Here is a 26,068-nt window from a genome sequence, read left to right on the forward strand (position 1 = left end):
TAACCTCTTATTCCAGTTTGGAACCTATAAATTGTTTTGCACCATTTAAAAAGTTGACCCAATCGAGGGCTTTCTTTGTGGCATATTGGAGTCGCTGAACAACAAGCAGACCCTTCCCTGTTTGTATCAATATACCCGCCTTTTTGTCTATGCCTAGAACAGTACCTGGAGGCTCTTGTTTTGAAAAAAACCTTGTTGTGCATGTATCAGGATTACAGAGAGGAAAAGCTTCAAGTATATAGAGCACTTGACCTGCATGTTTTGTAGCACAAAGAGGCCAAGGTGTGTAAGCTCTGATTTTAGCATCAATTTCAAGGGCACTGGCGGACCAGGAAATCCAACCATCTTCCTTAGAAATAATGGAACAGTAAGTTGCTTTTGCTTCATCCTGTGGCGTGCTTTGTATTGTACCTTCGGCAATTCCTCGAAGAACCGGTGGAAGCAGTTCCGCTCCTCGCTGAGCAGCCCATCGGCTCAATGATTCAGTAGTTTCCCGCCCTGATAATTCGATATGGTCCTGTATAAGTATATCCCCTGAATCCATCTGAAGCGCCAAAGTCTGTATGGTGATGCCGGTTTCGCGGTCCCGGTTCAAAATAGCTGCCGGAATTGGGGTAGCTCCACGGTATTTCGGTAACAAAGAAGGATGAATGTTAATCCCACCCTTCGGGAAAAGACTTAGAAATTTGGGGCCAAAGATTTTACCATAGGCAAAGGAAACAAGGATATCCGGTTTGAGATTTGCAATCTGGTCCCGAACAGAAGCATCCAGTTTTTCAGGTTTAAGAATAAGAAAGGATTGCAATGACTTTTCACGCAGCATGTCCTGCAAACGTGTCGCAGCAGCGCCTACTTCGGTAGGTTCAAGGGGGCCCTTTCGGCCTTTCCTGCTGTCCGGATTGGTCAAAACACCCACAACTTTTATCTCTCCAGAAGCGATCTGTTCAGCGATCAGTGCCTCGAGGGAAGGAACCGCAATCTCAGGACTTCCAGCAAATACAATCCGCATGTTTAGGCCCGCATTTTTTTATCATAGAGTTTTAAGAGCCGATTCCGTTTCGGTTCTGTAAGTCGATCTATAAAAAGAACCCCCTCCAGGTGATCATATTCATGCTGGATCACCCGGGCTAAAAGCCCATCCGCATCAAGGGTAAAGGGACGCCCTCGTTCATTCCAGGCCTGAATGGTTACCTTCTCCGGCCGCGTAACATCCGCATAGAGCCCCGGAATTGAGAGACACCCCTCTTCATATTGAACAATTTCAGAAGAAGTCCCAATAATAGTTGGATTGATGAACACCCGCGGGCTATCTCCATCAACCTGAACCACAAATATCCGCTGCAAAAGTCCTACCTGGGGTCCCGCAAGGCCGATACCTCTACCTCGGTGCATAGTTTCGATCATTTCCTGAGCCAGCGCTTTGACCTGACCATCTATATCCTGAATTGGCAGCGCTTTTTGGCGTAATACATCATTTCCTAGCGTAATTATTTCCATATATGTAGTTTACTTAAAAATTCTCACCCAGACAAGGCGCATCCGGACACTCATAAACGGTTGAATAATCTGAAATAACCACCCCCCCTGCTAGGGCTCACTGAGTATAGTGAAACTCCGATGTAGAGAAGATCCTGTTTCATCTACCAACGTAAGTATATGCGTCCCTGGACCTGGACGAATTTCAATTTGATGAATTCCCTTTGTAGAACCTACATAGGTATCATCAAGATGCCAGAAAAGTATTGCGCTGGCTCGTCGATGAGTGGCGGTACATACGAGCCGGCCAGACTTTCCATCTATTTCTACAGGAATATAGATTGCACTGCTAGCTTCTGGATTTACAAAAGCAATCTCAGGCACCGAATTTCCATCGGAATGTACCTGGTGTTCCGGTTTTAGTGGCGGAAGCCCCTGGTAGGTCAGATTCCATCGCTTGTAGAAATATTCTTCTGCTGGTGGTAAAACAAAATGTTTTTCATAAACAACTGGATCTTTCATATCTGCAGTAATTATGACCCGATTAGTTCGATCAATAGTCATTGGTATGCTAACACAAAAATGACAGCTTTCTTTCCTTGGGGCATTATAGGGGATGTAATCGATCCGAGAAGCTTCACAGTTTTGGCTTATCGGCAACCCAGATATAGCACAGACCTCAACAGGAACGAGATCTGCATCGGGCCGGGGAAACCAGGTGGTTGCCGGCATAGCAGAAAAAAGTTCCCACATAACCACAGCGGCGGTAAGGGAACCCTGTAGTTCAGCCCGCCCTTCACCGGATGCATTACCGATCCAGACACCAATGGTATACTCAGGAGTCGTTCCAACTGCCCAGGCATCTCTGTATCCAAAACTAGTTCCAGTTTTCCAGGCAACTTTTCGGGAACTTTTAAAGAGTTCCCAAGCTCCATCTTCACCAGGACGATTCACCATGGAAAGAGCATTCAGTGTCAGCCAAGCGGCTCCCCGAGAAAGCAATTGATCCTCTGAGGCTACTGTAACAACCTTTTTCAGGATGTTTCGCTGTTCAGATTGAGAGGCTTTATGATCATCAGATTGATACCAAGGGGGGAAAAAAGCTGTTTTGGCTGTATCAAAAAGCGCCCGGCGGGCCAGGCCCGCATACACCGAGGTAACATCCCACAGTGTAACCTCTGCACCGCCTAGTACAAGGGGCAATCCATAGTCATCCCCCGGTCTAAAGAGGGTTGTAAAGCCCAAACGCCTCAGGAGCCGGGCAAACCTGTCTACACCATAGGTTCGCAATTCTCTTACCGCGGGTATATTTAGAGAACGGGCCAGGGCCTGGTCCGCCGGGATTGCACCGAGATAGCTTTTAGTAAAATTCTCAGGATTATAGCTGCCTATTCGCGTAGGTATATCACTGACGAGTTCAGCGGGCATTAATTCCCCAGAATCGAGCATAGCCCCATACAGAAAGGGTTTTAACAAGCTGCCGGAACTACGAGGAGCACTAATAATATCCACAGCACGGCCATAGGAAAGGGCTTCCTCAGTCGCAAACACATTCCCTACATAAGCAAGTACTTCGCCGGTTCTAGTATCCAGGATGAGACAGGCTCCATTCATCACCGCATTTTTGGAAAATTGCTGAACATACCGTTCCAGAGTATCCGTAGCCCGCTTTTGAAGCAGACCATCCAAGGTGCTTTCTATAAGGGGCAAACTATTTTCTGCTACCGCCCGGGCTAGTAGATGGGGAGCAAGACGGGGCAGTGGTTTTGGTGGACCTGGCAAGGGTTCCTGCAAAGCGAGGAAATAGGAATCCCGATCCAGATACCTAAGGTTAAAAAGCTTCTGCAGGAGGGCATCTCGCTTTTTCTGCAAAACACTTCGATTGGTCCCGGGGTGTACGAGGCCGGGATTGTTCGGTAAAACCGCCAGGGTAGCTGCCTCTGCCCATGACAAATCCTGAGATGCATGACCAAACCAGCGCCAAGAAGCGGCTTCAAGACCAACCACATTTCCCCCAAAGGGTGCATGGGCACTATACAAGGCAAGGATGTCTCGTTTTGAATAGGTCCATTCCAGTCGTAAGGCTAGTAGGGCCTCTACCACTTTTTCAATCATAGTTCGATCGCGGTTTCCCCGCATAAGTCGAACCACCTGCATGGTAATAGTAGAGCCCCCAGAAACAATCCTACCCTTCTGCGCATTTTGCATGGCCGCCCGCACAAAAGCCAGTGGATCGATCCCTGGGTGCATATAAAAACGGTGATCTTCGAATACCTGGAGGGCAATACTAAATTTCTTATTAATAGGCCCTGTCGAAGGGAGCCTCCACTGTCCATCCAATGATACCTGTGCCCCTAGAAGCTTACCCCTGCGATCATAAAGCACCGGAGAATAGGGTACGTTGAAGAGCGGATCTGGCAAAGCCAGCATAAACATAAGAAGAATACCCGTCATGGATGCCCAGACTACTATGAAGTAACCCGGGTGGTGTCGGTGCTTAAGCCAATACCTTTGGCACCAGTGCAGGTACAGCTGCTGGTACAACTGACTGCACTGGATTTTTTGCAAATACTTACGAAAAAGCCCGCTCATTGAATAAGATTCTTCTTCCCCTTGGCTTTCTGATTCGTTTTTTCTAATTGCTCCGCGGGCTGGTCAGCAATACGTCGGCCTGGCTCTACGGCCCTGATGCTCTCATCATACATGGCATAGGTCTGAATAGCAGGAATAAAATAAAGGCCCCCATAGGTACGATTCACCCTGAAGCTTACCGTTTTTGATTCACCAGCTTTTAAATCCAGGTATGAAAGAACCCGATCATCCCGGATATCCTGATATTTAATCGGAGTATCTAGGGATTTATCATTTTCATCCACAACCTTTGCTAATCGATAATTCATCAATTCCCAGGCTGCAGGCAAGGGATGTACCAGAGCAAGTTCTTTAAGATCCCGACTTGTAGTATTCCGTACAGTCACCGATACTTCCATATCTGATCCCAGTGCCAGTAATGAGGGATCTATACTCTTTCCATCAAGGGTAGTATAGGATACCGAGAGGGACAACCCTTGTCGAATCACTGGCTCTAAACCTTCAGCAGGAAGCCCCCGAGCCACGAGCCTAACATACAGGTTTTGCTTTGATGTATTTTTAACCTCAAGATTCCCAGAATCAGTGGCATGTTCAGCAAGGAAAATCGTATCCATTGGCGTCTTAAAGGTTCTACTTCTATTGATTCCTTGAAAAGAACATTCTATGGACAAGGCTTCATTACTACTCGTTTTACCCATAAGAGGTAAAATTGCTATAAGGGCATAGGCCGTTTCTTGGGTAGAAAGCCAATCCTTTGAAGACAGAGTTTCAGCAATCTCAGTTAGCAGAGAAGAGGCTCTGCTGTAGTCTTCGGTTATAACCAGGCTTTCGAGTATCATAGCCTTATCCCGGAACGTTGAACCAAAGTTACCAGAAAGATCTCGATATTTAATTATATTAAATCCAAGATTTTTAATCATATTACGGGCAATATCACGTTGACCTGCATACCAGTAGGCTGCAGCAAGGCGCCAGGCAATAGGATCACTGAGGGATGAACTTTCTCGGAGACGATTCATAGATCCCATATCGGGTTGACCAACTAATGCCAGGGTATAGAGCCTATAGGCTTGCTCCAGTTTTTCATTAAAACTATCCGCAGACCAGGCAATTGACTTCTGTCTCTGATATTCAGTCCACCGTTGCAGAAGATACTCAGGCACCTGGTATCCAGCACGGCGAGCTTCGATAAGGAAGTGCCCTGCATAATTGGTTCCCCATTCATTAACTTCCCCTTCCCCAGGCCAGTAAGAAAAACCACCGCTTGGAGTGAGAAAGGACTTAAGCCGTTCGATACCCGCGATAATGTTTGCCCGTACCTTCGAACGCTGGGTGTCATCCAAGGTTATAACCCGATCTAAATACAACTGCGGAAAGACTGAACTGGTAGTCTGTTCGATACAGCCATGGGGATATTGGGTGAGGAACGTTAAGCGACTTTCCAGGTTGATAGGTGGAAGCCGTGAAAGTTCCAGATTCACCGTATTGGTACCGGACATTCCAGGTAGTGTTATAAACTCTTTCCAAGATTCTCCAGCCTTGAGCATCTTGGTCCAGGTTTGTGTAATCGGTATGGCAGTTGAACGAACCATGAGATCAACCTGATGGGTTGCTACAGGTAAGCCCGGGGACTCTGCAGTAATGGTACAAACAAGTGGTCCCTCTGTAGAACCTGCCGTAAGCTGAAAATACACCACCGTGTCACTGGAAGCATCCAGAGATATTTGTTGTTCCGTAGGCTGATCTTTAAGACTTCCATTTCCACTTACCAAACAACGAACCTTAACAGGGATTTTTCCCGGAGTATAGTTGAATACCGAAATGGGGATCCGTATTTCATCCTGAGGAGACAGGAAGCGGGGTAAGGTCCCCAGAACCATGAGTTCACCCTTAACGGGAACGGAACGCTCCACAACACCATAGGCACCAGTATTTCCAGCCACGACCATAATTCTGAGGGCCCCCACATATTGGGGAATATCAAAGGTTTCGGTACGGCTTTCACCAGCTTTCAACGTTACCGGACCAAAGTATTTAACCACAGGTTTAAACCGCTGTACCTTCCGGTTTCCTCCGCCGAAGCCATCATCACCACCACCAATGGCGAGCAGTGTCTGGAGACTGCCCGAATAAGCACCAATAACTGCATCATAGAGATCCCAGGATTTCAGCAAAGAGGCCTCTTTTTTATAGAACGTGGATCGTGGATCGGGCATGGAATACCGGGTGAGTCCAAGGAGTCCTTCATCTACCACCACCGCGGTATAAGTCATAGGCCGACCTGAGGCTTCACTGACCGTAAATGAAGCCTTGCCCATAGGCTTCCAAGATTCATCGGAACTGATGAGAGGTTTCAGAATAGTAGCCGGGTCATCAACCAGAATAGGAATTACACCATAAAGCCTTATTGGGAGGTCGTTCACTGTTTGCAGATGTTCCTGAAGCAAGGATATATGGAGATATATATTAGGAGCCATAAAAGATTCAGCATCTAGTTCCACCACAGTGGTATCTTTTCCACATCGAATCTGTTCTTGTTTAATAATCTGACCACCCTTCTCTAAAACCATAAGAGCGGAAGCTCTTTCATTGGAGGGGAAACTGACCCGTATCTTCTCTCCAACTTTGTAGGAAGTTTTATCACTGGTAAGCGTCAGCATAGCCGCCGCTCCCTGACCATCAGCCTGGGCTCTTCCCGCCCAACCAGGCCAATCGATATAAACAATTTTAGCAGTGCCATGACCGCCTCGGGGATCCTGAACAGTAACCAGATAACGTCCCCACTCAGGGTATTTTACCATAAACTTCCAATTGCCTTTTCCTCCACTTATAGTCACATCTCCCTTAACCACGGGAACCTTGGACAGTGATTCCTGGAAACTTGCCGGTTCATCAGCACCTTTCTCCCACCACCAGCGCCATTGAAGTTTATAGACCGCACAACTGAGGGTAACCTTATCTTTTATTAGATTCCCATCCTTATCTAAAAGCACAATATCAACAGGATGTTCAATATCCGTGAGCAACATCCCCCGAGCCGCATCTCCCTTGGGGAGTTTAATACCTACATAACGAGGATAGGGAGAAAAATCCATAGCAATCTGTTCAGAAGAAAAGACCCCTGTAGGTTCAAAAACCCGGGTCATAAATTGGGCCTGCAGGAGACCAGGGACCGATTCTCCCGGAGATAGATTAACAGCAAATTCGGTGCGAGCATTGGAATCCAGTGTACCTTTAAATAACATCTGCCGCTCTGAAGATACGGTGCGGCTTGGATCTCTAAAAATATAGTCAGTATACGTCGCAAAGGTCTTTCCGGTATCTGCAAACACAACTGATACATCTGCCTCCAGGTTTGGTGCCGGAGCCCCATGGAGCCAAGCAGCACTTAGACTATACCTGGTGGGCTTTGTATCCAAAATTGTTTCTGTCCCGGTGTTAAGGACCATTTTAAGCCGATTTGGCATTACCATTTCGATTTTTATTGGTTTCGTAAAGGTACTGCCTCCGACCTTAACCCGGCTCAGCCAAGTGCCGGTTGGGGCATCCTCAGTGGTAGCCGTCGTAATAGGATAAAATCCATTCACGCCACTGGTATAGGTTTGGGTAACCACAACTCGTCCAAGAGGATCCTCCAACTCAAATACCACTGGATGATTTGCGGGCAAAATCTTTTTTGGATCATGAAGCAGGAAGGTGAGATACATGGTATCCCCAGGCCGCCAAACTCCCCGTTCACCATAAATGAACCCCTTAAAGCCTGCGGCGGGAGAATCCCCTCCAATATCGAAGTGGCTTACCGCAAGGGAATTACCGGAATCAAGCTTCAAATATCCTCTACCACCGCTTCCTTCTGCAACTAAAAAGGCAGGGTCATTTACTGGTTTCAACATAAGCATTCCATCAGTACCGGTAGCTCCCTTTGCTAGTTCACGATTCTGATAATTAAGAAGTCTAATCGTGGTGTTACCGAGAGGCTTCGTCGTACGCAGATCCGATGCAAACACGAGCCAGCTCCCATCCACAGCTTTTTTTGCAAGAAGCCCTACATTAGATACCAAGACATTTCGGCCAATAGTGATATTATGGTCATAAAAGGACATATAAAAACCTGGGTGACAGGGATCATTTCGGTATCGATACAAATCCTCTCGTGCCTCCCAGTCTCCACTCCAGTAATCCCAATAGCTCGATTCTTCATCTCCACTCTTAGTGAGATCTGGAAGCTTATCTTCGGGAAATTTTAAATTTGAGAAATCGCCATGCCCTGCAGAACACTCATAACGGATATGTTGTTTTCTGAAGGTTATACGAAGACGGAACATTTCTCCAGGATAAGCTTTCGCAAGCTCACTTAAATCCAAACCATGTCGTACCCAGAGATTTTTATCAGAACTTTTCCAATTAAGATCGAGGGCCTTGGTCCAGACTGGTTCGCCAACCCTATATAACTCTCGGTCCCCATCCATCTGGTTTACTTGGAGAAACTGAATCATATTTGTATTGTGTATTTTATAGGCTTCGATAATGAGCCCTGCAAGATTTTTTGTTTCTACAACAACCGTTGAGCCCTGATCAGTAGGCAAAATTGTTCCTTTGTCAATAAAGCGAACAGCTGGTAGTTCCCAGCTCTCTCGAACAGTATAAGCTACAGGTTGTGCTATAGATCGGCCTGCTTCATCGGTCAGATCCCTAATATTCAATTCCGTACCTGGAGACAATTCCTCAGTCCCATAAACTCTAACAATGTTTCCTTCTATCGAATAACGAACTTTGGATTCCCTTTCATGGGAAACCAGGGTAATATAACTACGTAAATCCTGGTTTTTTTTAAGGGGCTGGGAAAATACGACCTCCAAAGCTGCTTTTGTGTCCTGGATTGGATGAATATCCAGCACTTCGAATTGGTCTGCCGAACTAATTTCAATGGTTTTACTACCCATAACAGGGGCACCTATAGACTTACCATTCCATGAAAGCCTTACCTTGGAAAGTTGGGTAGACCGCTTTAGTCCCTGAAAGCTGAAGCGATGTTCCCCATCCTTATGTTCCCAGCGGATACCAGTAAGACCGGAATACCCGAGACTTTCTTCCACTTTACGGAAATTTTCTCCGGGATCGGTGATAATGGTCCCTGAAATATAGACCAATCCATCACCGGTACATTTCACAGGATTCAGCAGCACCTGATACGCGGGAAGATCGGTCTCGAATTGAAATTGAAAAGCCCTGGAACTACTATGCACACTTGTAACAGAAGAGGATCTGTCAGCAAGTTTATCGGGATAGACCCGCAGGGTAAATCGTTTACCACCGGGTAATATTTTTTTTGGAGAAAATAGAAGCGTATACTCATCTTGCCATGAGAGGGCCCCCTCAATAAAAGGTTCGATGATGACAGTATCATGCGAAATGGGTTTAGCAGTATCAAAGGGGACCGTAAACACTATTTTTATAGGATCTGAACGGCCCACCGTTGGCCCCGAAAGGGCTGAGATGAACCGTGGGTTTGGTCCTGGAAGTGAAACTGGTTTAGACGAACAGCCATTCAACAATGAAAAAAAAGAAAGAACGGCAATAATTACCAGATGCATAGTTGCTCCTTTTTGTTTATTATAGACTACTACAAAAACCTTCTGAGGTATGTGTAGTGACCTAGAAGCAATCTTAGCACGGAATATAAACTGATTTCAAATCAATATAAGAAAAATGTATTCTTATATAAATATCCGATAACAATTTCTCCCTTCCGCCTTGGCTTGATAGAGTGCTTTGTCGGCTTTTTCTACAATGCTCGCCGGATCTTGTCCAGGTTCAGGGATAAGGGTCACCATACCAATACTGATGGTGAGTACCGGCAGTACAAAGGATGTCTCATGGGGAATTTGTAAGTCTCGTATGTTCTGTAAGATTTCCTTGGCCATTATCTCTGCCCCCGCTTTGTCTGTATGAGGCAATAGAACAATGAATTCTTCACCACCATAACGAGCTACCAGATCAGTTGCTCTGCCTGCCCGATCGGCTAAAAGAGCTGCAACAGTTTTAAGAACCTCATCTCCTTTAAGGTGCCCATAATGGTCGTTATAATTTTTAAAACAGTCGATATCTAGCATAAACACCGATAAGGGCGATTTATCCCTGCTAGCCTCAGCCACAATACGAGGCAAGAGTTCATCAAGATGACGACGATTCGAAATACCGGTAAGCCCATCTTTCATAGTAAGAGTGTCAAGTCTTCGGTTCGCTTCTTCAAGCTTTTTTCTGCTTCGCATTAATGCAATGGTATACCCAATTGTCAAAATAATACAACCATAGAACAAAAAGGCCCAGAAACTGAGCCATGGCGGCGATGCAACTTTGATAGGAAAGTTCAATGCATCATCGTTCCAGACCCCTTCACTATTTGCAACCCGGACTTTTAATAGGTATGTTCCTCCTGGCAGGTTTGTATAGTACGCCACATGGTCAGTAGAGGGAATCGACCAGCTTTTATCAAAGCCTTCAAGCTTATAGGAGAACAAATTCCTGTTTGGTTCCTGTAAATCGTTTGCGGAAAAGAAGAAACTAACATTGTTTTTATCATAGGGAAGTTCGAGAGATGTGATATAGGGTGGTGTTGAGAAAGAAAAATCGTCCCAGAGACTTTTGCTATTAATAGTAATATCAGATATTACAAGCTCTGGTGGTGGCTTTACTTTTTCGGCCGATCTGGGATCAATCTCATATAGAGCACTTTGACCACCAAAAAATATTCTTCCATCCCGGGTTTTACAAACCCCTGTGTGAAATTCTCGGTCCTTAAGATCGTTAAATAGAGAAAAACCTCTAAACTCAAGACCTTGCTTATCAATATAACCAATACCAATTGCAGTTCCAACCCATAAATTCCCCTCATCATCTTCGATGATTGAACGGACCGTATTATGGGGAATCCCTTCTTTTTTAGTAAGATGGATAAACTGGTCCTTGTCCGCAACATAACGGGAGAGTCCACCTCCTACGGTCCCCAGCCAGAGGGTACCCAGGGAATCCCGATAAATATGTCGTATAGTATTAGAAGAAATTCCAGTCTTATTAGTTCGATTATACCGATATCGGATAAACCGGCCCTGCTCATACCGATCCAAGCCATTATTATACCCAATCCACAGATTGCCTACTCCATCATACTCAAGGGCATACACGAGACTGTCCTGCGGATACCGATCATCTTCGCTGTTCGCTGGAAAATGGGTAAAGGTTTCCCTTTCAATATCCATCAGCTCAAGTCCATGGGTATAGGTTCCAATCCAGAGCTTATAACCGGGAGCTTCCTTTAACGCATAGATTACCGAGTCGGATATCGAATCAGGATTTGCAGGATCGGGAAGATAAGTAATAAAACTGTCTGTAGATCGATTATAACGGGCAAGTCCTTCATTAGTAGCCAACCAAATTACGCCCCGGCTGTCTTCATAGATGGTATTGACAATATCATTGGGGAGACTACCCTGTTTATTCTTGTGATGCCGATACTGTTTAAGAACATCTGTAGTTCGATCCAAAACCTGCAATCCACTGCCATATATTCCAACCCAAAGCAGCCCCTGCTGATCTTCTAAAATTGAGGTTACCTTTCCCGGTGCTAAACTACCAGGGTTCTCTGGGTTGGCGGTATAAGCCCGATACCGCCTTTTTTTCGATTCCGAACGGGCAATACCACCACCATTGGTACCGATCCATAGGATTCTCTGGGAATCAATGAGGCTGGAGTACACCACATCATTCGGAATAGAACCTGTTCCATATGAGGACTTGATACATTCTATTGCTCCGCTGGATTTTGAGTAAACAAATAGTCCGCCACCCCAGGTGCCGGCATATACAAGGTCCTGATCCTGGGCGTTCACAAAATAAAGCCGTTCATCTTCGAATCGAATTGTTTTAAACCGAAATGCAGCCGGATCGGTCAACACCGAAATGCCCCCATACCAGGTAGCAAACCAGAGCTGTCCCTCTGGATCCTCTGAGATTGACATGACATAGGGGCTAGGCAGAGCATCAGGATTATTTTTATCATCCTTAATATGATTGAAATTGTCCGTGGTATCCTGATAAAGATAGAGCCCCTTACCACTGGTTGCAACCCACAATCGTCCCTTTCGGTCTAAATGGAGGTCACGAATCATAATCCTGGGAATACCAGTGCCATCATCCTTTGGACCATAATGGATAAACCTACCGCTTTGTTCATCGAACTGATCGAGCCCCTGAGCAGTACCCACCCAAAGCTTGCCCTGAACATCCCGGGCAATTGAAACCACAAGGTTGTCCTGAATGCTTTCAGGCCTGGCAGTATCCTTTACATAACTTGATAATCGATTGGTTTTTAAATCAAGTCGGTTAAGGCCACCATAGGTTCCAATCCAAAGTATATCCCCATCTAGAAAGAGGGTCTGAACTTGGTTATGACTGAGTACATTCTCTTCGAAGGGTTCATTTTCATAGAGCTTAAAGGAATATCCATCATATCGGACCAGGCCGGCCTGAGTTCCAAACCAGATAAACCCCTTGGAATCCTGAACAATGGCAGACACAGCGGAATTGGGGAGTCCATCCCTCGTTCCTATGATGGTAAACACAGGCCGCTCAAGCGTATATGACAAAATAGTAACCAAAAAAAGTAAAATTTCTATAAATTGTTTCTTTTTCATATCCTAGATTGTATTACATAGATATAAAAAGTTCCATGAAAAAAGATTGACAGAGATAAGTAACCTCCCGTTTCTCGGAGTTCGTATTTGACCAAGAGCTGCTGCTTCATTAACCTGTACAGCACGGGAATAGCGTCGGCATAAAGATTACACACAAAATTCAATAATCGATTGAGGGACCTTACTCAAGGGTAGGACTTTTGTGGCAGCCCCTAGTTCCACCGCAGCGCGGGGCATTCCCCAAACAATTGAGCTATCTTCATCCTGGGCTATTGTTTGAGCTCCAGCTTTTTTCATGGCTAAAAGCCCTTCAGCGCCATCCCGGCCCATGCCAGTAAGCAGGATGCCAAGAGCATTCTTTCCTACTTCCCGGGCAACCGAACGGAACAATACATCCACTGCAGGCCGCTGGAAATGAATCCGTTCCTTCTGATTCAGGTTGATAAACAACGACGCCCCTTTACGGACTATCTCCATATGGTTGCCCCCGGGGGCAATATACACAGTCCCGGCCTGGAGCATTTCTTCCTGTTCCCCTTCCTTTACTTCCAATTGGCTTAATTCATGAAGCCGTTGTGCAAACTGCCGGGTAAAGTCCTGAGGCATATGCTGAACCACTACGATAGGATAGAGATGGGCTGGGAGGGAACGGAAAATCTGTTCCAGAGCTACAGTCCCCCCTGTCGATGCACCTATGGCAATAAGCTTGTCGGTGGTCTTTATCTGGGTCAGCAGGGGGGTCCCCTGAGAGGACTGATGCTTTATCAGACTGGTATTTCTTAAAGAGCTCCGTTTACCCATATCACTCGAGCTTTCCGGATGCCGCAGAACCCGCTCAACAAACTGATCCCGCACTTCATAGGCTGCACGGATTTTCCGTAACACCTCATCAGTTACTTCCTCAACGGTGATACTACCTCCGGGCTTATTTACCACATCAAAGGCACCAAGCTCCAGCGCTTTAACTGCCGCATAGGGATCATGGGTGGTAACGGAACTCACAATGATAACTGGCAAAGGGAAATAGTGCATAAGCCGTTCAAGAAACGAAAGACCATCCATACGGGGCATTTCGATATCCAAGGTAATAACATCGGGCTTAAGCCGAACAATTTTATCGCGGGCTACAAAAGGGTCAGGAGCAGTTCCAACCAATTCCATATCAGACTGCTTTTCTATTGCTGAAGAAAGCACATCCCGAACTATGGCAGAATCATCAACTACCAGAACCTTAATCATTTAACCGCTCCTTCATTACATATTAGGGTTGTAGAGGTCCTCTAAGGTGATATGTTCTAGACTGGTTACCAAAATCTTGTTGGTTGCCGTATTAAAAAGAACACGGCGTCCAAATTCTCCGCCCGTATGCATAGCAAGAATTCGAATACCCTCTTTCTTAATTAAATTTTGAGCAACCTCAATATTCCGGTCTCCAATAAAAAAGATTTCCCGTTCATCAAACACAATAAAAGCTCCGCCAATAATGGTTGCTACTAGGTTTTCCCGTTTTGATTCATGCCTTACTAAAAAGCGATTGAATAGCACCTTAATAGCAATATCTCCGTATTTTGTGCTCCGATGCAGTTCAGAGGGAGCTATGGGAAGCAAATAGTGGCACATGGCTCCCCATCGATGTACCGTATCGTAGAGGCATACCGCAACACAAGAGCCTAACACAGTTTTTAGTATCACAGGTTTTTTTGAGAATACAAGCTCTCCAGGATTTAAAAAGAGTTCCTCGAGAGGCTCTGTACCAGGTACAGATACAATCATATTAGTTCCTATCTTTTCGATAGATTGAATTATTCAACGTTGTAAAACCATGGTGAACCCCAACCAGGCTTTCCGAAAGACCTAAAACAAGATATCCAGGCTCTTTTAATACCTCCCAGATTTTACGTAATATCTGTTCTTTTTCTGGAGCACTGAAATATATAAGAACATTTCTTAAAAATATTACATCAAACTGTTTGGTAAAAGGGAAAGGATCCATCAAATTAAATTCCCTAAAGGTGATAAGCGACTTGACCTGATCTTTCACAGTAAAACTCTTTTCCTGCGGATGAAAGGTAAAATATCGGCGTAAGTAAGCATCGTCCAATTCACCCCGAAATCCTGAATAATGATACACCCCACTTTGTGCCCTCGACAGCACTTTCTGAGAAATGTCACTGGCTAAAATGCGAATATCCCGTTCAGGTCCTTTAAAACCCTCCTCAAGACAGGTTATTGCCATACTGTAGGCCTCTTCTCCGGACGAACAGGCTGCGCTCCAGAGACGTATATAATTCTGTTGTTTTCCATAGGTTTTCAGGTAATAGGCTAAAAATCGAAAATGAACAGGCTCTCTGAAAAAAAAGGTATAATTAGTGGTGAGGCTGTTGATAAAAAGGGTTTTTAATTTACCACTTTGATCCTGTTGCAGGGCCTGAAAAAAATCATAATAGCTGGAGAACTCCTTATCTGGACCGATAAATTTCTGGAGCCGGTATTCCACAAGGTATTTTTTATTTTTATTGAGGGTAATACCAGTCTCCAGAAAAAAATAATCCCTCATTTCTTTAAAAAGAGGTTCAGATAATACCGGCCCCTGAGCCACGATATCCAAGATCTCCCCGTTGGTGTTGCTTAAAATCCCTTAAATTCATCCATGGGGATCACCTTTTCAGGACTAATTCGTTCCAGGTCATCGGCGCCGCTCTTGGAGCCGGGAAGTCCCGCATTCACCCTGTGGACTTGGGCAAGCTCTTCATGGATGGTTTGTTTAAGGGATTGATCTCCACTGTCGCTGGTTCGCTGCTTTTTCCCAGAGCTGGACAGCACGGCTTTCCCGCTGGCCGTCGAAGCTGTATGCCCTTCCACAGCCTTCGCACCCTGGGTGATCCGGTTCAGAACCGTCACAATCTCCCGCAGCTGTTCCACCTGGGCCAGCATCTCTTCACCCGCAGAAGCGGTCTCTTCACTGGATGCTGCGGTCTGCTGTACCACCGTATTCACCTGGCTTATCGCCTTCGTAACCTGGTTCGCTCCTTTACTCTGTTCCTTAAAGGCCCGGTTTATCTCATCCAAGAGAATATTGACCTTATTCGCCGCCTCACTCACCTTCTTCACGCCAGCGGTCACTTCCTGGGTTCGCTCGGTCCCCTTCTCGATGTTGTTCACCACTGTCTCGATAAGTTCACTGGTTTCACTGCTCGCTTCAGCACTCTTCTGCGCCAAAGCCTTCACCTGGTCCGCAACTACTGCAAACCCCCGGCCCGCTTCACCCGCCCGGGCCGCCTCGACCGCCGCATTCAGCGCCAAAATCGAAGTTTGGAAGGCGATATCATCGATCACCTTGTTCACCTTGACGACTTTCCGACTGTTTTCGTTAATCTCCTGCATCATAACCAGTAATTCGTCCGTACGGGTACTGGAGGTAGCCGCCGCACTAGCGGTCTCCTTCATGAGGAGCTCCGCCTCATTCACACTCTTCGTGTTACTTTCGATGATCGACTGGAGCTCTTCCATACTGCTCGTGATTTCTTCCACCGAGCTTGCCAGTTCACTTGCCCCGCTCGAGAGCTCCTGGCTGGCCGAAGCAATCTGGTTCGCCGCACCCTCCAGGTTATTCCCCGACAAATTTAGGTCCCCCGTGGCCTTATTCATGGGTTTCATGATGGAGTTAGTTATAAGAAGGGCCAACACAATGGCAAGCACCACACCAAGCACAAGGGTAATCTGAATAACCACAATCATCATATTCGAGGTTTTTATAGTGTCGTCGACCCGTTCTTCCCCATAGTAACGCTTGACATATTCAAGTAGTTTTGTCTGGGTTTCGATCATAATATCAAAGGCTTCCCGGTTGGCGCCCGCGAGAGCCTGACTATTAATTGTTTCTATCAGGCGAGTTCGCTCCTGGCTTTCAGAGAGCGTGAGGAGCCGTTTTGCTTCCTCAATAATTTTATTATTTTCATTTTTAGACCTATCCATTTTTTGCCTAAAATCCTGATAGAGCTTTTCTTCATCAGGAGTACGCTTACTTTTGTCATAGGCATCCAGAGCCACGGTGTATTCGGTCCGGGCTTTTTCAATATTATCAAACTGACGCTGCAGATCTTCTTTGGATAGATAAGGAGAACCTATTGTTCTGATTGCCGATTTAATTCGTTCCATGCGTACTAAGATAGTCTCTAGGTAAACAATTGATGGTATCGATCCTTTTCCAAGCATTATTATATTTTCTGACAGAATAGATAATCCATACCAGCCGACGGATCCTATGACTATAGAAATAAGAACCGCAGTCATAAAACCTGATATAATTTTTATCCGTAAACTTAAGTTATTAAACATACCCTCGCCTCCTCTATTTCGTTTCCTCTACAAGATGTTCCTGAATCTCCACCACTTCTTCTGTAGAAAGAATAGCATCCAGGTTCAAGAGCATGACCATACGGCCAGTTAACTGAACAATTCCAAGCAGATACTTGCTTTTAAATTTAAAACCTACTTCAGGGGTCCTGTTGATCTGTTCTTCCTGAATATCAGCCACATCCTGGACTGCATCGACCGCCATACCGATGTGGCTTACTTCCCGGGGACCTAAGATTTCTACAATGATAAACACCGTCCGGTCCGTATAAGGCTTCTCCTGAAGATTAAACTTTAGCCTCATATCAATTATTGGAATAATACGACCTCGCAGATTTATCACCCCTTTCAGGAAGCGGGAAGTTTCATGGAGCGGTGTTATTGGGGTAAAACGGATTACTTCCTGGACCTTTACAATCGGAATCGCATAGAATTCTTTCTCTATCGTAAATACCAGATATTTATTAGTCGTCCCTGCCATGGGGCATGCCTCCTTATGGTTTCAGATACATCTCTACAATCCGGATGAACTTATCTCCCTGGAAGGGCTTGATTATCCAGCCGGTGGCCCCGTTTTCTCGAGCGGTCATCATCTTAGCTTTATCGGTTTCGGTGGTCAGCATGATGATAGGAGTGGTGCTGTCAAAAGCCCGAATTTCCTTAACGAGACTGATCCCATCCAGTTTTGGCATATTAACATCAAATACATAGAGTCCTATCTCATTACGGTTTGCCTTTGCCTTTGCTAATCCATCTTCACCATCTATAGCGGTAATAATATGATCATAATGGTAAAGCCTCAGGGTTTGCTCAACAATACTTCGAATAACATCCGAGTCATCCACCACTAGAATAGTCTGTTTCATGCTCTATCCTCCCTCGTTTCTCATTTAAGGGCTTCTAAAAATCCCTGCATATCTACAACAAAGCCAATGCTTCCATCACCAAAAATGGTACCTCCAGAAAAGAAGGTACAATCCTTGAGTATGGTCTGGCTCATGCTTTTTACGACAATTTCCTGCTTACCAATTAACTCATCCACCACGACACAATAATGGGACTGGTCCAGACTAAAGAGCAGAGAAAGAAGTCTTCCATCCTCTGTATCATGAAAAGCTTCCCGGAATACCCGGTGGGCATAGAGCACCGGAATATGCAGCCCCCGGTGAAAAATCATCGCTTCCGAATCTTCATCATTCTGAAAGAGCTCATTCTTCTGTATCACCTTTATTTCTTCTATAGAAGAGAAGGGAAATACATATTTATTATCTCCAACCCGGGTTACAAAGCCTTCGATAATGGCCAGGGTTAAGGGAAGTTTAATAGTAAACTTTGTACCTTTACTTGGTTCTGAAGTTACTTCGACCCTGCCATGAATGCTGTCCAAATTCTTTTTGACCACATCGAGCCCTACGCCGCGGCCTGATACATTGGTAACCTGTTCGGCGGTAGAAAAACCTGGCAAAAAGAGTAAATTGTAGATATCCTTCTGGCTCAGTTTTCCCACATCATCCCGTTTTATCAGTCCCTTTTCCAGAGCCTTTTTTACCACAGTTTCAGTATCAATCCCCTGACCATCATCCTGCACCACAATCTCAATACCGCTCCCCTTATGTTCTGCGGAAAGCAAAATACGCCCCAAACGATTTTTACCCCGCTCATCCCGAATCTCTGCCTCTTCGATACCATGATCAATAGCATTACGGATGAGATGCATGAGGGGTTCATAGATTGTTTCTATAACATTCCGATCCAGTTCAGTTTCTTCACCTTTAAGCTCCAGGTAGACCGTTTTTCCCAATTCTTCCGCGGTATTCCGGGCAACCACCCGTAATTTGTTAAAAATATCAGCAATAGGGACCATGCCCATGGAAAGTACGAGATTCTTTATAGTGGTGGTAATGCTTTCAAGCTGGGTAATACTCCGTTCAGTAACTTCCGATACCTGCAGATTCAAAAGCTCCTGTTTCACCATTGACTGATTTATTACCAGTTCGCCCACAATATCGATAAGAGTATTCAGTTTCTCGTTAGATACCTTTACGATACCGCTTTTTTTAATTCGGTTTGCGAGGTTGTTTTGCTTTTTAAGAGCCTCTACCACATCTTCGGGCCGGGCAATCTTTTCTTCGACAAGAAGCTCTCCTATTTTCTTATCCGTATCCCGTTGCTTTTGCAGGACTGATTGTAAAACACCAATTTGAACCTTCCCTTCTTCTGCAAGGATTTCACCAATTTTTTTATACCTGTACTGTTCCTTTATTTTCTTAAAAAGCCGGATATGGGGGTATATATTGATGATTCTAAAGGACGCTTCCATCTCAGCTTTTCGAAAATCATTAGCCTGCATGGATTCAAGAAGATTTTTTAATAGCTCCATACCATAAAAAATAATATCGATGAGTTCCTTGTTCAGGATCAATTTACCATCCCGAACAATAGCAAGAAGGTCTTCTACGGCATGGGCGGTTTCTTCAATATTCTTTAAACCAAGGAAAGCACTGGATCCTTTAATAGTATGGAAGCTTCTGAAAATGGTATTGAGCAGTTCTTTATTGGTATTGTCATACTCCAGTTCCACCAGGGTTGCCTGGGCTTCTTCCAGGTGTTCCTGGGCTTCGGCATAGAACTGTTCGAGCAGTTTTGTATCTTCGATAATTCCTGAGAAGTAATCCGATGGATAGGTATCGAGGGTTTCCGTTTTCTCAGTTTCATGAACAGGTTGATGCGCAGCGGATACTTCAGACTCTTTAGGGGATTCATTTCCCACCGGTCCAGATTGAGATGGTTCATAACTCGCAAAATTACGCAGCTCACCCTGATACTTCCGGATTGTACTACCAAACATTTTTCCAGTCAGACGCCCTGTAAAATAGAGCTCAAGGCCTTCGCTCAATTCAGTCAGAATCTGCAAGGCCCGTTGCTCCGTATCCTGTTTTGTGAGAGCCTTTGCTACTGGAATAAGGTGATAAACCAGCGACACCAGACGCTCGAAGCCTGGTTTGGCTGTAAACAAGGTATGAAGCTCTGTAAGAGCATCCTGAATATCCAGGGCACCCATCACATCACCGGATTCATAGGCATCAACCTGAGCACGTATCTGTTGTATTTTTACAAGCAGAGCAGAGCTCTTTGCCATATCGTGACCTCTTGTTAAAAGCTAATAAAATCATTGATATCACCAACCAATGATCCATGATCTGCTTCACGATCTTCATTCAAAAATTCGTCAAAAAGATCATTCACCATTCTGCGTTCTTCATCGGTGTTTGCAATTTTAGCTAGTTCTTCCAGCATGGCCCGTCGCTGGGGGCAGGCAAAACCCTTACAGGTTTTCGAATTTCTCAATATTTTCTGCACATACTCATTGGCTTTTTCTAAAAAAATAAAATAATAAGAAACCTGGTGCTCAAGTTCTTCTTTCACGATTGCAATCTGCTGTAATGCGGTAAAAAATTGTAGTAATATTGTTTTTTGTTCTACCTGGTTTGTGTTAATTCGCTCAATAGATTTTTGCATATATACACTTAATTTTTCTGATGCAGTGTCATACTCTTTTAAAAGCCCTTGAAACTGTTGTAGTACCTCATCTAAAGTCCTCAGTTCTTTCTCCTGACTCGATCGACTTTTATTTAGTTCTTGAATTGCCTCAGCAATGGATATACCTATTCCTTTTAAAGTTTCTTCAGTATTCTGAGAAAGCCTGCGTAATTCCCGTGCAAGGAATGAAAAAGATTCAGCCCCACGAACCTTAGAAGCCTCTATGCTTAAATTCAAAGATATCATGCGTATTTTTTCTGTAATATCTTCTATAAGGCTAAATTGGTGAAAAGTCTCTTCTATCTTATGTGCTGAGTTTTTTAAATCTTCTGTGATTGCATTTCGAGCATGGGTTGCTCGCTGGGTATAGGATTGCATGGTCTGTTGATATTTTTTAGTAAAATCCGTAAAGGTTGCTTGCTGTACACCAAACTCTCGAAATACTTCCGAAATAAACTCCTGATTCTCGTCATTCATACGTTTTATATCATTTAAGTTCTTTAATGCATCCTGATTTACTTTACCCCATTCACGTTGTATCATCATTTGCCAACGGTCTTTAATATCAATCGGTATGTGCAAACTACAAAGATGCTCTATTTCTGGGTTTGTGTAGTGTAAAGATTCCATCTCGGTTTGTAATCTGGTTACTTTTTCATGGATGTCTCGATTTTCCTGCTGCAATGCTTGTATCTTCGAGACAATACTATCGCTTATCGTTACATAACTACTGATAAAATCTGTTATATCATGCAGATTGACATCCGGTTCAACACTCTGAAAAACCTTCTTAAGAGCATCCCTAGAAATCTCAATCTCCCGTAACAGGTTTTTACTAGTCCTGATAAAAAAAAACATCCAAATTCCAAAGCCTATGAGGAACACCCATAATAACATTGGTATGAATAATAATGAGAACACACAGAAAATAAGTAACAACAGTGAAAATATTATTAATTGATTGTATTTTGTCATCATTCTACCACCTTGTATCTATTATTATTAATTAAAAAAGTATATAAATCAAGAAAATCCGCTTTATTTTTTTTGATAAACAATTACCCTGTAAGCAAATGGATATATTTGATAATTTTGCTAAACTTTTAATTTTAGACTATTTTAATAAAATTTAAAAGTGAAAGGAACTGTTCTTTTTGTATTGGTTTTGTGAGGTAAAAATCACATTCTTGAGCAAAAGAACCTGCAGTATATTTTAAATCATCCAAAGCGGTTAGCATTATAATTTTAGTAGGCTGATACACCTCTTTGTACATGGGGTCTGTTCTAATCATTTGTAATAATTCTGAACCAGTGCCATCGGGCAAGAGAATATCTAAAATAATCAGTTTATAGGGGCTATTGGTAGTAATACTTGTTTCAAGTAAGTATTGGGCTTCCTTTTTAGTGCCTGCAATATCTGCGGAAATATCAAGCCGTTCTAAAATCATTTCTAAATATTCCTGTTGAGAGAGGTCATCCTCAACAAGCAAAATAGAACCATGCTGTACCATACTGAAACTTTAATTTTACTAACACTGAATGTCAATTTTTTTTTCACTATCAGTTATGTTTCAGTTGTTCTTTACCGGTTCTAGAGCAGGCACTCGGTAAAAAGTAAGCCAACCTTCACTCGATATCGAAGGTTACTGCAACCTTGCCACAACTTCCTTCAGCCATTAATTTATAAGCGTCTCCTGCCTGTTCCAGACTAAAGCGGTGGGTTACCAGGTCCTCAGGGTGAATCCCCCAGCGAAGAATTCGTTCGACCAAATCTTCCATACGCCAGATTGAAGTTACCCAAGATCCATAGATCGTTTTTTGGTCATGGATGATATCGGGACTGGGATTAAAGGCAACTGAATTACCTTCACCTACCATAGCTATTTTACCCCACTGCCGTGTTGCCCTAATAGCAAGGGCTCGTCCATCAGGATGAGCAGAACAATCTATAGCTTTTTCAAATCCTCGACCGCCGGAAAGTTTTTTTAATGCTTCCAAAGCATTTGGACCTGGAGCCACCACATAATCCGTCAGGTGCAGCTTCTTTGCCAGCTCGATCCGCTGAGGATTTACTTCCACCCCTACAGTCATCTGAGCCCCCATAGCTTTTGCTAACATGAGGGTAGCCAGACCAACAGGACCTAAACCAACGACTAATACCGCATCATTCCCCGAAATTCCTATTTTTTCCAGAGCTTCATATACGGTACCAAACCCGCATGCAACTTGAGCACCATCAACATAGGAAAGAGAATCTGGTAGAGCTACTAGGTCTTTCTCGTCTGCTAAAATATAGGGGGCCATTCCACCATCTCTTTGCCATCCATATGCGGCTCGATAGGGACTAGAACAGGAAATCATATATCCCATCCGGCAATCATGACAGACCCCGCACCCGGAAATGTGATAAATAATAACCCGATCCCCTACTTTAAAACGCTTAAGCCCCGGTCCAGCCTCCACAATTTTACCTGCCGGTTCGTGCCCCGCGATCACCCCCTGGTATCCCTCGGGGCCTTTGCCAAGGTGTTCCCGGTAAATAGCCCGGATATCGGAGCCGCAGATCGTCGAAGCCCCGGTTGCTACCAGAACCTGTCCATGTCCGGGGGTGGGAATATCATATTCCCTCAGTTCCACCGTACTGTTTCCGGGCAGTACCGCCCCTTTCATTTTGCCTTTCATACGTTCACCTCCTCGCTATTCCAACCTGCTATTTTTCCGTCCAAATCCCATAAATCTTCCCAGCCCCGCGCTCCCTTCCATAGGAACACCTGGCCTTTAATGAGTCGACAGTTTTTATCAATCGAAGAAATAGCTCTCATTTCCTGATCTGTCAAAGGGTCTTGAATAACCGATTCCAGATTGGAACGAATGTTTTTTGGATTTACCGAAAAGGGAATCGGAATTTGGCCCCGTTTTATAGCCCACTTTAAACAAACCTGTGCTGGGTGAATCGATCGTCGCCGGGCTATCTCGAGAATCACTGGATCTTCCATATCCACTGTATCATCCACAGTTCTGTCCCGTTCCGGACGGCCAGGAGAACCGAGGGGCGCATAGGCTATGGGGACCATTCCCTGAGAAACTACGTAGGTAAAGAGCTCCGGCTGTTGAAAGTGGGGATGAAGCTCCATTTCATTCACCACAGGCCGAATTCGGGCATCCCTCAATACTAACTGCAGTTTCGGGATGGTCATATTTGATGTTCCGATGTACCGCACTAAGCCCTGATCTACTAATTTTTCCAATTCCATCCAAGTTGCCATGAATTCGTCATGAATATAAGGGCGTGCATTGGGACTACGAGAATTTACATCACACTTTGGTGGGTGATAGTTTGGAAAGGGCCAGTGTACTAGATATACATCTAAGTACTCCAAACCTAAATCATATAGAGATTGTTTAAAAGCTTCGGATACATCGTGAGGAGCATGTTTATCATTCCATAATTTAGATGTAATCCAAAGATCTTCTCGTTTAATCGCAGGATACCCTGCACGGCCGTCCATTGCATCCCGTAGGACTTCTCCAATTTCTTTTTCATTCAAATAGACCGCAGCACAATCAATATGCCTATATCCAATTCCTAAGGCATATCGAACTGCTGCTGCTACTGTTTTTGCATCTACCGAATCTGAACCAAAAGTTCCCAAACCTATGCCTGGGATCTTTCCTCCCCCTGGTAAGCTATGATAGGGAACCTGACAGGGATCTATCGGTTGTTCCAATCCAATTGGATTAGTCTCATATTCCATGATTTCACCTCATTTTTAGAATAGCTCTATTCTATCAGAGGCGCTATACTCAAAATGCGACGATTTTATATTATTTTGCGCAATACTAGAGTATCATATAGGTTGAGGACCATAGTAATGCCAAGAATTCAACTGTTACTGGGTTTAGATGATGCTTTTGGCCGGGCCATTGCCCGCGGAGTTATACGATATGCAAAAGCAAAACCAGACTGGAAAGTTTATGGTTATGGTAGGCTCTTTACAGGGGAGCTTGCTCAACCGGATGGGCTGATTGTCCGAGCAGAAACCCCAGAAGAATCAGAACGTTTTTCTGCTATGAACATTCCAGTAGTGGACGTGGCATGTGCATATCCGGGAACTGGCCTTATGGAAGCTTACAACGATGATGAAGAAACTGGCCGTCGAGGAGCGGCATATCTTCGTTCTCTTGGATTTCAATCCTTTGCTTTTGGAGGAATAGAAGGAACACTCTGGTCTCGTCGGAGATTTCAGGGTTATTTTGAATTCCTACATAGAGATTTTTCATTAATAACCCAATTTGAACGACCGTTGCATTGGTGGCGGGACCCTGCTCTCGATCGGACTGACTTAAAACAGTGGCTGCAATCTCTATCACGACCGACAGCATTGTTCGCTGCAAATGATATCGTAGGACTACGTATTATTGAAAGCTGTAAAGAAGTCGGCCTTTCTGTACCCTCTGATATATCCGTACTTGGAGTAGATGACGAAGACCTCCTCTGTGAATTGGCAGATCCATCCCTCTCTAGTATACGCCTGAACTGTGAAGGGATTGGTATGGTTGCGGCAGAATTGTTAGATAAAGCATTGAATCAGCAATCTGATTCTATCAGGGTCTTAAACATAGAAAAAGGGCTACACCCTATGCATATTGTTGAACGAGAAAGCACCCAAACGGTTATCCATAGTGACCCATTGGTTGTTCAAACGGTAACATGGCTCCGAGCCAACGCCCGAAAGCATATCGATGTACGTGATCTTGTAATTAACCTTCCTGCATCTCGCAGAACTGTAGAAAAACGTATTAGAAAGGCACTAGGATGTTCACCCCGACAATTAATTGAGCAGTATAGGTTAGAATATGCAAAATATCTTCTCGCAACCACCAATATGCCCTTAGATTCTGTGGCTCAAAGCTCTGGGTTTACTGTAATTCAGCGATTTTATAGTGTTTTTAAAAAAAGTGAAGGATGCACCCCCGCTATCTGGCGTCGAAACAATCGAAAAAATCCATAAACAAGGAGGCCGTTTCATCAACTTAGATTTTACAATAAAATCTTCTTTCCCAGATCGGTTGAACTAAAACCTTTGAACGATTCATCAAATCGAATTATTTGAACCTTTGACAGTTCCATTTCTTTTGTACATTGAACAATCTCAGGATAGAAGGGTATTTCCGCACCATCTTTAACGAACAGAGGTATTCGTTCCAGGGGACTTACTATTTCTTTTAACCAGAGGCCACCTTTTAACTTCTCTCCAGACCAGAAATCAATCCAGCTTCCAGCGGGCAGATAGACATCTCGAATACCTTGGCTATTCATGACTGGAGCGACCAAAATAGAAAAGAAACGAATTCAACCTTCACATATCATTATTCAAACTCAGCTAGTAGAAAGAGAGAGCACATAAACA

18 protein-coding genes are annotated in these 26,068 nt (G+C 44.3%); 1 reads left to right on the forward strand and 17 read right to left on the reverse strand.

The features are described from left to right. Positions 1-7: 7 nt before the first annotated feature. The 16 genes from fmt to SPICA_RS11920 form a co-directional block, all read right to left on the reverse strand. Positions 8-1,009, reverse strand: a complete 1,002-nt coding sequence (gene fmt, locus SPICA_RS11845; RefSeq protein WP_013969725.1) for a methionyl-tRNA formyltransferase — start codon at positions 1,007-1,009, stop codon at positions 8-10. Between the two features lie 2 nt (positions 1,010-1,011). After that, positions 1,012-1,497, reverse strand: a complete 486-nt coding sequence (gene def, locus SPICA_RS11850; protein ID WP_013969726.1) for a peptide deformylase — start codon at positions 1,495-1,497, stop codon at positions 1,012-1,014. 90 nt (positions 1,498-1,587) lie between these two features. Further along, on the reverse strand, positions 1,588-3,930 hold the full coding sequence (pbpC, locus tag SPICA_RS11855) for a penicillin-binding protein 1C (protein WP_041396239.1): 2,343 nt from the start codon (positions 3,928-3,930) through the stop codon (positions 1,588-1,590). Positions 3,931-4,064: 134 nt separating this feature from the next. Then, complete coding sequence (locus tag SPICA_RS11860; RefSeq protein WP_013969728.1) at positions 4,065-9,662, reverse strand: MG2 domain-containing protein; 5,598 nt, start codon at positions 9,660-9,662, stop codon at positions 4,065-4,067. Between the two features lie 123 nt (positions 9,663-9,785). Then, a complete protein-coding gene (locus tag SPICA_RS11865; RefSeq protein ID WP_013969729.1) occupies positions 9,786-12,761 on the reverse strand; it encodes a ligand-binding sensor domain-containing diguanylate cyclase in 2,976 nt (991 codons plus the stop codon). Positions 12,762-12,908: 147 nt separating this feature from the next. Further along, positions 12,909-14,000 carry a protein-glutamate methylesterase/protein-glutamine glutaminase gene (locus tag SPICA_RS11870; protein WP_013969730.1) on the reverse strand — a complete coding sequence of 364 codons (1,092 nt, stop codon included), beginning with the start codon at positions 13,998-14,000 and terminating at the stop codon, positions 12,909-12,911. A gap of 15 nt (positions 14,001-14,015) precedes the next feature. Beyond that, complete coding sequence (locus tag SPICA_RS11875; protein WP_013969731.1) at positions 14,016-14,534, reverse strand: chemotaxis protein CheD; 519 nt, start codon at positions 14,532-14,534, stop codon at positions 14,016-14,018. A gap of 1 nt (position 14,535) precedes the next feature. Further along, positions 14,536-15,360: a CheR family methyltransferase gene (locus SPICA_RS11880; protein WP_013969732.1), complete on the reverse strand. Its 825-nt coding sequence runs from the start codon at positions 15,358-15,360 to the stop codon at positions 14,536-14,538. 29 nt (positions 15,361-15,389) lie between these two features. After that, a complete protein-coding gene (locus tag SPICA_RS11885; protein ID WP_013969733.1) occupies positions 15,390-17,099 on the reverse strand; it encodes a methyl-accepting chemotaxis protein in 1,710 nt (569 codons plus the stop codon). A 13-nt stretch (positions 17,100-17,112) separates the two neighbouring features. After that, positions 17,113-17,598 (reverse strand): chemotaxis protein CheW, encoded by a 486-nt coding sequence (locus SPICA_RS11890; protein ID WP_013969734.1) that lies wholly within the window; start codon positions 17,596-17,598, stop codon positions 17,113-17,115. Between the two features lie 13 nt (positions 17,599-17,611). Next, a complete protein-coding gene (locus tag SPICA_RS11895; RefSeq protein ID WP_013969735.1) occupies positions 17,612-17,983 on the reverse strand; it encodes a response regulator in 372 nt (123 codons plus the stop codon). A 20-nt stretch (positions 17,984-18,003) separates the two neighbouring features. Further along, positions 18,004-20,256, reverse strand: a complete 2,253-nt coding sequence (locus SPICA_RS11900) for a chemotaxis protein CheA (RefSeq protein WP_013969736.1) — start codon at positions 20,254-20,256, stop codon at positions 18,004-18,006. Positions 20,257-20,270: 14 nt separating this feature from the next. Further along, the gene (locus tag SPICA_RS11905) at positions 20,271-21,515 is read right to left on the reverse strand and encodes a methyl-accepting chemotaxis protein (protein WP_041396240.1); all 1,245 of its coding nucleotides are present in this window, start codon (positions 21,513-21,515) and stop codon (positions 20,271-20,273) included. A 251-nt stretch (positions 21,516-21,766) separates the two neighbouring features. Beyond that, positions 21,767-22,168 carry a response regulator gene (locus SPICA_RS11910; RefSeq protein ID WP_013969738.1) on the reverse strand — a complete coding sequence of 134 codons (402 nt, stop codon included), beginning with the start codon at positions 22,166-22,168 and terminating at the stop codon, positions 21,767-21,769. A gap of 115 nt (positions 22,169-22,283) precedes the next feature. Continuing rightward, positions 22,284-23,339 carry a zinc-dependent alcohol dehydrogenase family protein gene (locus tag SPICA_RS11915; RefSeq protein WP_013969739.1) on the reverse strand — a complete coding sequence of 352 codons (1,056 nt, stop codon included), beginning with the start codon at positions 23,337-23,339 and terminating at the stop codon, positions 22,284-22,286. Beyond that, positions 23,336-24,412 (reverse strand): aldo/keto reductase, encoded by a 1,077-nt coding sequence (locus tag SPICA_RS11920; RefSeq protein WP_013969740.1) that lies wholly within the window; start codon positions 24,410-24,412, stop codon positions 23,336-23,338. Before SPICA_RS11920 ends, SPICA_RS11915 begins: the two co-directional genes overlap by 4 nt. A gap of 117 nt (positions 24,413-24,529) precedes the next feature. Here SPICA_RS11920 and SPICA_RS11925 point away from each other — a divergent pair, with 117 nt between their 5' ends. Beyond that, the gene (locus SPICA_RS11925; RefSeq protein ID WP_013969741.1) at positions 24,530-25,669 is read left to right on the forward strand and encodes an AraC family transcriptional regulator; all 1,140 of its coding nucleotides are present in this window, start codon (positions 24,530-24,532) and stop codon (positions 25,667-25,669) included. A 29-nt stretch (positions 25,670-25,698) separates the two neighbouring features. Here SPICA_RS11925 and SPICA_RS11930 read toward each other — a convergent pair whose 3' ends face one another. Then, entirely contained in the window at positions 25,699-25,977 is a 279-nt protein-coding gene (locus SPICA_RS11930) for a hypothetical protein (RefSeq protein ID WP_041396241.1), read from the reverse strand. Positions 25,978-26,068: the final 91 nt, after the last annotated feature.

It is taken from the genome of Gracilinema caldarium DSM 7334, assembly GCF_000219725.1.
GTDB classification, from domain to species: domain Bacteria; phylum Spirochaetota; class Spirochaetia; order Treponematales; family Breznakiellaceae; genus Gracilinema; species Gracilinema caldarium.